Genomic DNA, 11,297 nt, shown 5'->3' with positions numbered 1-11,297 from the left:
CTCTTGATCACTAGACTTGTGATCAAGAGACAGCCGTTAAAGCAGGCAATACTATAGAACGCATCAACGCATTTGGCGCGGTAACGGTAAGAGTTCCCATTGGGACTTGCTTTAACTCTGCCGCTTCTAACCACGCCTCTTCCGCCTGTTTTGTCATCTGCGCACATTGTTTATAAAAGCGTTCGCCCGCAGAGGTCAACGTTTGTCTCCTCGTCGTACGCTTGAGTAAACACGTATCTAGCTCTTGCTCGAGCTGCTTAAGAGCAGAGCTGAGCACCGACTTGGAGAGTTCCAACTTCTCTGCTGCTTTCGAGATTGAGCCACACTCCACAATATGAACGAACAGAGACATTAACCGCAGCTTATTCATCGCCTTCCTTATCGTTCTATTTAACAGAACACTTATTTCTTATTTGTTTGTTTTTCAGTTTTAATTCTAACCCTATGATTGCCACATAAACAAACACCAATCACAGGAAATTCAGAATGACTCAATCAGCTTTAGAACGTGGTAAAACCGCTAGCGCAGCTTGGAAAACAGCTTTTAACAATCAAGATGCAGCAGGTTGTGCAGCGCAGTACACTGAAGATTGCATCATGGTAGCGAAACCATTTGGCACATTTGAAGGACGCGAAGCGATCCAAGGTTTTTGGCAACACATCATGGACCAAGGTTTTAACAGTGTCGATTACACCAACACTAAGTGGGAAAAAGACAGCGAAAATGGCTACATTCTTACGTCAGATTGGACGATGAACAAAGCGTTCGGCCTGGTACACAAAGAACTGTGGGAAGTTCAAGAAGATGGCCAGTCTCGTCTTACTTACGATGAATTTGAAGTGCTTGGCGAGCGATAAGCATTAAGCGATAGCAATAAAAAATCCCCAAGTCAGACTTGGGGATTTTTTTAAGCGAGCTTACTTATTCAGTTTTACTTCGATTAAGCAAAGATAAAGGTGTACAGGTAACCGGCACCCATTGCCATGCTTAGGATGACAAATAGGAAGGCTGCAATCATTTGGTTCTTAAAGATTGATTTCAATAAAATCACTTCTGTAAGACTTGCGCCTGCGCTACCAATGATAAGTGCCATTACAGAACCCAGTGCCATACCTTTTTGTACTAGCGCCGCACTTAGTGGAATAACTGCCTCTGCACGGATGTACAATGGAATACCAATAATTGCTGCTACTGGAATCGCGTACCACTTCGCTTCACCTGCGTACTCCGCAATAAGATCCGTTGGGATGAAGCCGTAGATGAATGAACCAATCGCAATACCCATCATTAGGTAAGGGAACACTTGTTTAAAGTCTTTCCAAGTTGAGTGCCAAATACGTACCCAGCGGCTAGGCTCTTTTTCTTCCACGATGGTCGCTGTTGCACTACCGTCTGATGAGCAGCAAGACACTTCTACTTTAGGTTCTGCTTTTGGTGCGCTATCACCACAACAAGATGTTTTCGCTACCACAGGCGCTGGCTCACTACAGCATGATGTTTTTGCTGCAACAGGTGCAGGTTCGCCACAAGCGCTGGTACCACAGCTTGATGCAGGTTTCGCCTGTTCTTTTTTCTTGCTTGAATCACCGCAAGATGTACCACATGAAGAGGTGCCTGCTGCTTCGTACGCTTCTGGTTTTACGTAACGTTCGAAGCCTAGCTTTTCAAGAACATAGCCCGCAACCACAGACACTGTCATCGCGATAGCAAAGTAGAATACCGCTACCTTCCAACCAAAGGTCACTACAAACAAACCAATGATTACAGGGTTAAGCAGTGGACTAGCAAATAGGAACACCATCATAGGTCCAAAACCTGCTCTTGCACGCAATAAACCTTTCAAGAAAGGAATGGTCGAACATGAACAGAAAGGCGTAATCGAACCTAGTAGCGCAGCGATAAAGTAACCTTTACCCTTTTTCGAGCTCAGGATAGATTGGATTTTTTCTGGCGTTAGAAAATCTTGCAACACACCAACGATGTAGCTAATCGCTAGGAATAGGATGATAAGTTCGGTTGCTAGAAACGCAAACATATCAAGCGCTTCCTTAGCCATGGTCATGATTTCTGGATTCATATTGATTCTCCTACTGATGTCACATCAGTAACTGTAAATTTCCTAATGAAGCTGAACTCTTCATTTCTATTTTTCTCGAATTATAGAATTAAAAATCGATGCGTCAACCATTATATTTCGATAAATATCGAAATATAATTTAAAGTCTTAATAATCAATCAATTAACTATGGAATTTCTTGTTTGCTATTCACCCACACTTTCACTATCATCGAAATGTATTTATCGTCTGTCATTCCAAGAGGTCAATATGGAACTCGAAGCTGTAGCAAAAGCGCTCAAAGAGCTAGGACACCCTACCCGTTTATGTATCTATAAAGAGGTGGTCAAAGCAGGCTATGAAGGAATCGCGGTTGGTGGCGTACAAGATAAACTTGGTATTCCAGCCTCTACCCTTTCTCATCACATTTCGAGCCTAGCCTCAGCCGGCTTAATCAGTCAGCGTCGTGAAGGTCGTACTTTATATTGTGTTGCCGAGTATGAATGCTTAGATACGGTTATTGGTTTCTTGCGTGACGAGTGTTGCATCAATGAAAACTGCTAACCTCGAATCAATTTGGAGCGAATACGAACACGCTATTCATGCGTTCTTGCGCTCTAAAGTCAGCAATGAAGATGATGTAGACGACTTAAAGCAAGAGATTTTACTTAAAACTTATCAAAACCTTGCGGATATTCGTGATGTATCTAGCGTCAAATCTTGGCTCTTCCAAATCGCTAATAACGCCATCATCGATTTCTACCGTAAACGTGCTCGAAATCAGCGTGACAATGACCTGGTTGCTGACGATCTTTGGTTTGAAGAACAAGAATCAAACCTGAAACAAGAACTGTCAAAGTGCATTGCGCCGTTTGTGCAAGCATTACCAGATGAGCAATCGCAACTGCTCTCTTCTATAGAGCTTGAAGGCATGAGCCAGAAGAAGTTGGCAGAAGAGCAAGGCATCAGCTACTCAACCCTCAAATCGCGCGTACAGAGAGGACGTGTCGAATTGAAAAAGCTATTTGAAGAATGTTGCAGTTTCTCGTTCGACAAACAAGGTCGTATGACAGATTGCAACCAAAACGGTGCTTCTTGCGATAAATGTTGATCCCTCGCTGAATGCCCACCTCACAATGAATACCGATAGCTTGGCGGCTCGTCATTGAGTCGCCTATCCATGAACTCAATCACAGCTTTATCTCTTCGTCAGCTCTCTCATTTGCTATCTTGCTGAATAATAAGCTTTACTTCTTCTGCTTCAAGGAAGAAGGAAACTTATATTTATGATCTCACTAAGAGAACTCACCAAAGAAAACTATCTAGATTGTATTCGTCTCAATCTTCACCCAGAACAAGAAGAAAACCTTGCCTCCAACGCGATTACGATTGCTCAATCACGCTTTGAAACCGATTACCGATTGAAAGTGATTTATGAGAAAGAGACGGTGATAGGTTTACTTGCGTTTTGCCATGAAGACGAGCCGCTTGATTACTCCATTTACTGGCTGTTCCGCTTTATGATCGACAAAGATCACCAGAACAAAGGGTATGGAAAGCAAGTACTTAGCTTGCTCGTTGAAGAAGTGAAACAACTCGGAGGGAAAACCTTATTCACGATGCATAAACCCTCCAATCAGCAGGCAGGTAAGCTTTATCGTGCGTTCGGATTTCAAGAGGATGGTATCCTCGATGATGGTGACATATCACTACGATTAGAGCTTTCTTAATCCAGTGCAAATCCAAAGCGGGAAGTTTTGGCTTTTACACCTGTTTATCAAACCATTCGGTCACCAACGTCACCAGCTTTTGATGTACAGGGCTTAACGTATTGCCTCGCTTTAATAATACATAACCTGCACGACCTTCGTTCGCCATAAAGTCTATGTTTAACGGGACAAATTCGCTCTTTTCATCATGAGCTTGCACTAAATGATGAGGAAGCAAGGCAAAGCCATCATTTTTCAATAGTCGCATCAACACATCAATGTTGCTGATTCGGGAGATATTTGGTGACATCACCTGTTGATTACCAAGTGTACTGGTACTGAAATTCTCTGCAATGTATTGATGATGTGACGCGAGATCCTGCAGAGTCACCACAGGTTTCTGCGCTATCGGACTTTTCAGATGCGCATAGAAAGTAAACTTCGGATAACCCAAGTTAATAAACGACATCCCTTCGGTTGGGAACGCTTTGCCGCTGTTAAGTACCACCGCGAAATCCGCTTGTTTCGCCATAAGCATATCTAACGCTTCATCTCGGCTACGATGTAACCAATGAATCGCTGTACTCTTGTATTGCTTGCGCAAAGACAGATCGATGTCCGCTATGGCATCACACGGTACCGACATGTCGTGGCAAATCGTTATCTCCGGAACATCCCCTTGAGAGTAGCTATCACAAGAAAGCTCTAAAGACTGCATTTGATAAAGAATGTGTTTGGCTTGGGTCAGTAACGTAGCTCCGACCTCCGTCAAGACTGGTGTCCTTCCTTTGCGTTCAAACAAGATCACATCCCAATCAATTTCTAGATCGCTGACTTGGTGGTGTAGCGTCGCTCTGTCTTTCCCAATTACCCTTGCGGCTTGGCTAAATGATCCATGCTCCGCGACAGCGACAAATGCAGTAAGTTGGTCAAAACTGGCTCTGGGCATTGGAAGCTCCTCTAACAATAAACCCGTTTATCTTAGCTCAACCGATATCCTTTTGTTGCAAAGTTTGCAACATAACTGAGATTACATGGTGAGAATTACACGTAATAATGACCTCGTATTGAAACGTTACGAGGGCAATTCAATGAAAGGTTTTAGCAAAAAAGTTCTTCTAGCAGCATCTGTTGTAATGGCAGTTGGCAGCATCTCTACCGCAGCAAATGCGTGTTCACGTTTGGTTTGGGAGACTCAAGACCACGGTGTATTTGTCTCTCGTACCATGGATTGGATGGAAGCCAATCAGCCAACCATTGATGTTCGTCACGCAGGCCAAACCTACCGCGGCTACGATAAAGATGATGCGCTTACGTGGACATCGAAATACGCTTCTATCGGTGTAAGTATTTACGGCGTGGGCATTATTGATGGCTTTAACGAGAAAGGCTTTGCGGCGAATGCCCTGTTCTTGGATGAAGAAAACCCAGGGGCACCACAAGCTGGCAAACAACAAATTGAAAACTCGCGTTTTGTCGCCTATTTGATTGATAGCTTTGCATCCGTTGATGAAGCATTGAAGAATCTAGCTTCAATCCAAATCCAACAGTTCAGCCACAATGGCATCGAAATGAAGGGACATTATTCATTAGAAGACGCAAGTGGTGACTCTGCTGTGTTGGAATACATCGACGGCGCATGGCAAGTTCATCATGGCAAACAATATGACGTGATGACTAACAGCCCAGAGTACGCGCAACACTTGAAAAACTGGCAAGAAGCGCAACCAAAAGCGAAGAGTGATGTGAATGGTGAGTTCCCGATCCCAGGTAACATTAATTCTGCTCAACGCTTTATCTGGAACAGCTACATGAAGGACCAACTTAAAGAGCCTAGCAGCTACACCAACGGCATTGCGAAACTGGATAGTGTGACCTATAAAATCCCATTGGATGCGGCAAACCGCCCAGTGAATGGCGAAATGCGTGGCTACGCAACCATCTATGGTTTGGTGTACAACCTAGACCAAAAAGTAATGAACGTGCGTTACCAGTATGACGACAGTTACACGCAGTACTCAGTGGACTTTAATAAGTTGAATGACGGCCATAACTACACCATCAAAGCCGATTTACCGGATCTGTTTGGTGACATTTCATCTCGCTTAGAAAAAGGCGATGGCGTAATGGGTCAACACTTAGTGAAATAACTCAGATTACGTAAAAAACAGAACTTGAAAGGTGTGTGGACAAAAGCACCATTCAAAAAAGCGCCGACATGTTCGGCGCTTTTCCTTTCTATTCGTTTTGTGCTTAATGACACTGGTCTCGATAATGCCCGGGAGATATTCCCTTCCAAGCGCTGTAAGCTCGAATAAATGAGTTCGCTTCTTGAAATCCCAGTAGGAAGGAGATTTCACCCAGTGACATTTGAGACTTCTCTAAATAGTGATCGGCAAGCTCCGCCCGTACCATTTGCAGCACGGATTGATAACTTTCAGCTTCTGCCGTGAGCTTACGTTGCAATGTACGTTTACTCATTGCCAGTTTCTCTGCCACCATTTCAATAGCACTGTTCCCCGCGGGTAATGACTCGCTCAAGACTGCTCGAACACGTTCAACTGTTGAGGCGCTGGCGTCAAGATCTTTGAGTTTCTGGTTCAACCCTTGTTCGAAAAAGCCCCACATTTGCGCATTTAAAGTCATGAACGGATGCACTGTATCTTCCGCTTTAAAACGCACCTCTACGCCATCACCTTTGACCAACGGGCAACCAAAGTAAGCTAGGTATTTCTCAAGGTTGTTGGGAAGCTCAGGTAAAGTAACTTGTAGCGGTTGAATCCGCTTTCTCGTCGCTAAACGTGCTAACTGGGTAAAGAACACCACTTCTGTCAAAGCCAAAGATTTGGGTAGAGCTTGTCGTTGGCCATAGCAACTGATGCTGAGTTTTGTTTCTTTATCGGAAACGTCTAACGTCATTACCATAGGTCCAATCAACGGCTTATATTGCTGAATCCGTTTGAGTGCGGTGTTCAAGTTCGGACTGCAAATAGCGGCAAAAATTGGGGCATCAAACCCCTCAACCGACATATGTTCAGCAAGGAGCAACGGCATCTCGCGCTCTCCGGACGCTTGCTCAACTCCAACCCAAAGCTGAAAGTACTCATTTGGGCTAAGCGTTGCCTTTTCTCGATTGAACAGGTCGGCAGGTAACTTGGCGTATGCCAGCACCAGTTGCGGATCAATATCCATATCGTTAAGCAGCACTTTCCAACTCTGAGGCACAGTGAATTGACTCGCTCGCTTGATCATATTTGATTCCTAAGCACTTTTTTCCATGGTTTGACGCGATATTTTTAGCACCAATTTTCTTGGTAGGAAAGGCACAATCCATTCAAGCATGAACTTCAAACCACCTTCGTTGAAGGCCACCAACTTACCCTGTTCCATCGCATTGTAACCACACTCTGCAACCGAACGAGGAGACTTGGCATTTTTAAACACTTCCACACCTTGCAAATCCCCGGCAGCAACAAAACCTGTCGCTACTGCACCCGGACACAACGCTGTCGCCGTTACATTGGTGTCTCTAAGCTCTTCCGCTATCGCTTGGGTAAATGATGTCACATAAGCCTTGGTCGCGTAGTACACCGCTTGCAGTGGACCCGGCATAAACGACGCCGTTGATGACACATTTAAAATCTTACCACGATTGCGCGCCACCATGCCTTGCAGGAACAGGTGCGTCAGATTGGTCAACGTCACCATATTAAGTTGCATCATGGCTTGGTCTGCCACCAATTCGCGTTCATGGAATTTTCCGTGTCCACCAAAGCCTGCATTGTTAATCAGCACATCAATTTGCAAGCCTTGCGCTTCGGTTTGCTCAAACACACGTGCAGCAGAGTCAGCCTGAGTCAAATCCTCTGCAATCACAGCAACCTGAACCTTGTGTTTTTCGCGAAGCTCTGATGCCAGTGCCTCTAGCTTGTCTTTAGAGCGAGCAACAAGCACTAAGTCCCCACCCTTCTCGGCGTGAATACGCGCTAATTCTTCACCGATACCACCTGATGCGCCTGTAATTAATGCTTTATTTGTCATGTGCTTGTCCTCTTAGTATGAGCTAACGTCGTTGTTGGTATGGGTAAAGTTTATGCAATCCAATCGCGCCACACACTGGCAAAAGGTGACATCTTACTTGCCGATCGTGCCAGCCTGATTAAAGACCGTTGATTACATAAATTTATTACAATGAGAACAAATGATAATTTTTGGATAAAGATTGAACTAGCTAATATGCTTTGAACAGGATGAACACACAGAAGAGGCAAAGGTTATGTCTATCCCATATCCAAGAACGTTTTCTCACATTGGTATTTCCGTACCCGATTTAGAAGCAGCCGTAAAATTCTATACCAAAGTTCTGGGTTGGTATCTGATTATGGAGCCAACTGAAATCGTCGAAGACGACAGTGCGATCGGTGAAATGTGTACTGATGTCTTTGGCGCAGGCTGGGAGCGGTTTCGTATCGCTCACCTATCAACAGGGGATCGAATTGGTGTCGAACTGTTCCAATTCAAGAACCAAGAAAATCCAGAAGATAACTTTGAATACTGGAAAACCGGGATTTTCCATTTCTGCGTCCAAGATCCAGATGTCGAAGGTCTGGCTGAAAAGATCGTTGCGGCAGGTGGTAAGAAACGCATGAAAGAACCACGTTACTACTACCCAGGCGAAAAACCTTATCGCATGATCTACATGGAAGATCCGTTCGGCAACATCCTAGAAATCTACAGCCACAGCTACGAGTTAACTTACTCAGCAGGCGCATACCAATAAATCATAAACGCTATCCAACGGTGATTACGCCGTTGGATTTTTATTTTTCGGGCAAGTGCCCTTTGGGGAAAAGAATGAAAGCGATCACTTACCAAAAAGATCAAGATACCTTCACCTATACCGACATCGACACTCCAGCGCTTGCGAGTGGGTTAGATGTGTTAGTAAAAGTTCATGCCGTTGGGCTCAACCCTGTCGATGCGAAAGTGAATCTTTGGCACGAGATGGTCGATGGCATGGACGATACTTTCGTTGGTGGCCTCGATGTTTCGGGGGAAATCGTTGCCATCGGTGACAAGGTATCGGGTTGGCAGGTAGGTGATCGCGTTCTCTATCATGGCAACATGCGTCGAATGAGCGGTGGTTTCGCCGAATACGCAATTCAAGACTCACGTACGTTGATTGCCCACCCTGATGTCGCTCCTGAAGTCGCAGCCGCTTCACCTTGCGCGGGCTGGACGGCCTATCGAGCGCTTGTTGATAAACTGAACATTTCTACGCGTAAGAGCATTTTTATTGCTGGTGGTTCTGGTGGCGTGGGTAGTTTTGCCATTCAACTCGCTCGCTTCTTCGGTGTAGAAACCATCATCACTACAAGCTCTGGGGCAAACCACGAGTTTGTGCGTTCGTTGGGTGCAACACACGTCATTGACTACAAACAAGAGGATGTACGTGAGCAGATCATGGCTATCACTGAAGGCTTTGGCGTAGAGGTATCATTGGACTGCGTTGGCGGCGACAACGACATTCTGTGTGCTTCTGTGCTTGGTTTTGAAGGTGAAATGGTAGAGCTAGTAAGAACAACGCGTGCAACCGAATACCCAGGAGCCTTTTTGCAAGGGCTCACCTTCCACCAACTGAGCTTAGGCTCTGGTCATGTTCACGGTGAAAAAGGTTTTGCTTCTATCGTTAACGCTGGGGTGGAATTCTCCCACATGCTAGAACGTGGTGAAGTCATGGTGCCTAAATTGGAAGTCGTCGCATTAAAAGACGTCGCTCAAGCTCTAGTGTCTATTCGTCAGCAACGAACGGTCGGAAAGATCGTCGCTAAACTCGTCGACTAAATCCCAAGCGACAAAATAAGGAAAAAAGAAGCGCAAACTCCAAAGCTGTTTGCGCTTCTAAGGGGTATTACTTTTCTACAAGCAGCATTGCTGATTTCGCCGCCACTTTAATCTCTTCACCGCTAGGCACTTCTTCTCCGGTCATCATATCAACCAGAGCCTTGTTCACTGTCAGCTGCAGTGATTGCGCTCGCGCAGATTTGTTGAGTACCAAGATGCCCTTCTCGCCGCGCTGAAGTACCAACATGTCGTCGTTACCTTCTAGTACCGTCATTGGCTCGCCATGAACAAGATTATGGAATGCCACCATCTTTGCCATACGTGCGTCCTTCCACGCATTCTGCCATCTTGGTTTACCGTCCACGCCCTTGATACCACTGGTGTCCAAATCCGTGTAAATAAGCGGAACACCGCCATCGCGTCCCAGAATGTAGGCATACGCTAGCCATTCGTTCTCTTCATCCATGACTAAATCCAAGAACACATCATTGTTTGGAATATCATGAGTAATCGCGAAAGTAATAGCTCGACGGTTAGATAAAGCCTGACCAAAACAGTACGGGTCGATCAAAGACTTAAAACTGCCCTTCTTAGAGAACGCCTTAAAGATGGTAGAGAACAACGGAAAATCGTATGCACCTAAACGTGTTTCTTTCAAATACGGTTCTAGGAACAGCTCATATTCTTCTTCTGTCGCGCCACCATCTGTGATGATTTCACCAAAGATATGGACGTCTTGAGTGATGTCTTCGGTCCAAACCAATTTTAGATGTTCTAACGTCATGTGCTTTGCGGCATCAATACGGAAACCTTTCACGCCCAGAGCCTTAAGCGCTTTCAGGTAAGTACGTTGCTGCTCAACAACATGCTTGCATACACGTAAAGTCGGCAACCCAGGATCGGTTGGACCGCCTGAGATTCGACCATTTTGAACTTCCCACTTGTCTTTCCAATCTTTGATGCCAAAAGCTTCAACGAAGTCATTCTCATCAAACAGCGGTTCTGACAAGTCACCGAATAGAATCAGATCTTGATACTTGCTTGCATTTTGTTGGTAATCGTCCATCACGGCTTGGCGCGGATATTGTAAATCCGAGCGTAGATGGGCTTCGTTCGCCATGTGATTAAAGACGACATCGGCGTAAACCAATACACCTACACGGTCGAGTGCTTCAACCATGTTTTTAAAATCTGTGGTATTACCGAGCGCATTGTCGATAACACGATAATCTTGAGGTTGGTAACGCTGCCACCAGCGTTCATCTTGTGCGCTTTTCATCGGCGGAGAAACCAATACCGAGCCATAACCTAGCTCGCTGATCTCCGCTGCGCGTTGGGCAATGTCAGCATACTTCCAATCAAAAGCGTGCAAGATAACATTTGCACCTGTTGATTGTGTTTCCTGTAAGCCACTCATGTTTCTCTCCTCGTCGCGTTCGCTCACCCATTGTTACTCGTATTCTTCGTGAGCGAATCCAATAGCCCAAATTATAAGAACTATTAGCGAACCTCCCTCACCCCTTTCGCGTTTCTGCTAGGTGGAAAAACAAGGCGTAGCTCATCCCCAGTTAAGGTTTAAACGTCCGTTTAAAAGTATTCGAACGCCCAAGCCAAAACAAAGATCGCAAGGATACCGATTTAAACACCTGTTTTATAAGCATTTTGCAGATAAACCATTCTGATCGCG

At 45.2% G+C, this 11,297-nt stretch carries 12 protein-coding genes and 1 pseudogene; 7 read left to right on the top strand and 6 right to left on the bottom strand.

Annotated features, from left to right (window positions below):
* Positions 1–31 precede the first annotated feature (31 nt).
* Positions 32–370: pseudogene (locus tag KIV40_RS05805) on the bottom strand (LysR family transcriptional regulator); the annotation flags it as partial.
* Between the two features lie 116 nt (positions 371–486).
* On the opposite strand from KIV40_RS05805, the gene KIV40_RS05800 reads away from it, so the two are divergent.
* Positions 487–858, top strand: a complete 372-nt coding sequence (locus KIV40_RS05800; RefSeq protein ID WP_011999498.1) for a nuclear transport factor 2 family protein — start codon at positions 487–489, stop codon at positions 856–858.
* A gap of 83 nt (positions 859–941) precedes the next feature.
* On the opposite strand, the gene KIV40_RS05795 is transcribed toward KIV40_RS05800, so the two are convergent.
* Positions 942–2,078 carry a permease gene (locus KIV40_RS05795; RefSeq protein WP_011999497.1) on the bottom strand — a complete coding sequence of 379 codons (1,137 nt, stop codon included), beginning with the start codon at positions 2,076–2,078 and terminating at the stop codon, positions 942–944.
* A 249-nt stretch (positions 2,079–2,327) separates the two neighbouring features.
* Here KIV40_RS05795 and KIV40_RS05790 point away from each other — a divergent pair, with 249 nt between their 5' ends.
* From KIV40_RS05790 to KIV40_RS05780, 3 genes are all read left to right on the top strand, one after another.
* The gene (locus KIV40_RS05790) at positions 2,328–2,621 is read left to right on the top strand and encodes a helix-turn-helix transcriptional regulator (RefSeq protein WP_005433559.1); all 294 of its coding nucleotides are present in this window, start codon (positions 2,328–2,330) and stop codon (positions 2,619–2,621) included.
* The gene (gene sigZ / locus KIV40_RS05785; RefSeq protein ID WP_005442530.1) at positions 2,608–3,168 is read left to right on the top strand and encodes an RNA polymerase sigma factor SigZ; all 561 of its coding nucleotides are present in this window, start codon (positions 2,608–2,610) and stop codon (positions 3,166–3,168) included. Before KIV40_RS05790 ends, sigZ begins: the two co-directional genes overlap by 14 nt.
* 175 nt (positions 3,169–3,343) lie before the next feature.
* Positions 3,344–3,787, top strand: coding sequence for a GNAT family N-acetyltransferase (locus KIV40_RS05780; RefSeq protein WP_285348207.1), 444 nt, complete (start codon positions 3,344–3,346; stop codon positions 3,785–3,787).
* A 34-nt stretch (positions 3,788–3,821) separates the two neighbouring features.
* Here KIV40_RS05780 and KIV40_RS05775 read toward each other — a convergent pair whose 3' ends face one another.
* Positions 3,822–4,715, bottom strand: a complete 894-nt coding sequence (locus tag KIV40_RS05775) for a LysR family transcriptional regulator (RefSeq protein WP_285348206.1) — start codon at positions 4,713–4,715, stop codon at positions 3,822–3,824.
* Between the two features lie 85 nt (positions 4,716–4,800).
* Here KIV40_RS05775 and KIV40_RS05770 point away from each other — a divergent pair, with 85 nt between their 5' ends.
* Positions 4,801–5,916 carry a linear amide C-N hydrolase gene (locus tag KIV40_RS05770; RefSeq protein WP_285348205.1) on the top strand — a complete coding sequence of 372 codons (1,116 nt, stop codon included), beginning with the start codon at positions 4,801–4,803 and terminating at the stop codon, positions 5,914–5,916.
* 103 nt (positions 5,917–6,019) lie between these two features.
* Here KIV40_RS05770 and KIV40_RS05765 read toward each other — a convergent pair whose 3' ends face one another.
* Together KIV40_RS05765 and KIV40_RS05760 are read right to left on the bottom strand one after the other, a co-directional pair.
* Positions 6,020–7,018 carry an AraC family transcriptional regulator gene (locus KIV40_RS05765; protein ID WP_285348204.1) on the bottom strand — a complete coding sequence of 333 codons (999 nt, stop codon included), beginning with the start codon at positions 7,016–7,018 and terminating at the stop codon, positions 6,020–6,022.
* A 9-nt stretch (positions 7,019–7,027) separates the two neighbouring features.
* Entirely contained in the window at positions 7,028–7,807 is a 780-nt protein-coding gene (locus KIV40_RS05760) for an SDR family oxidoreductase (RefSeq protein ID WP_285348203.1), read from the bottom strand.
* Between the two features lie 235 nt (positions 7,808–8,042).
* Between KIV40_RS05760 and KIV40_RS05755 the strand changes: the two genes are divergently transcribed.
* Both KIV40_RS05755 and KIV40_RS05750 read left to right on the top strand, forming a co-directional pair.
* Positions 8,043–8,546: a lactoylglutathione lyase family protein gene (locus tag KIV40_RS05755; protein WP_011999488.1), complete on the top strand. Its 504-nt coding sequence runs from the start codon at positions 8,043–8,045 to the stop codon at positions 8,544–8,546.
* 74 nt (positions 8,547–8,620) lie between these two features.
* Positions 8,621–9,610, top strand: a complete 990-nt coding sequence (locus KIV40_RS05750) for a zinc-binding dehydrogenase (RefSeq protein ID WP_011999487.1) — start codon at positions 8,621–8,623, stop codon at positions 9,608–9,610.
* A gap of 67 nt (positions 9,611–9,677) precedes the next feature.
* Here the strand turns inward: KIV40_RS05750 and KIV40_RS05745 are convergent, their stop codons facing one another.
* Positions 9,678–11,027 (bottom strand): alpha-amylase family protein, encoded by a 1,350-nt coding sequence (locus KIV40_RS05745; RefSeq protein ID WP_285348202.1) that lies wholly within the window; start codon positions 11,025–11,027, stop codon positions 9,678–9,680.
* Between the last annotated feature and the right edge of the window lie 270 nt (positions 11,028–11,297).

It is taken from the genome of Vibrio sp. D173a, assembly GCF_030248475.1.
This window is presented reverse-complemented; position numbering and strand designations above follow the sequence as displayed.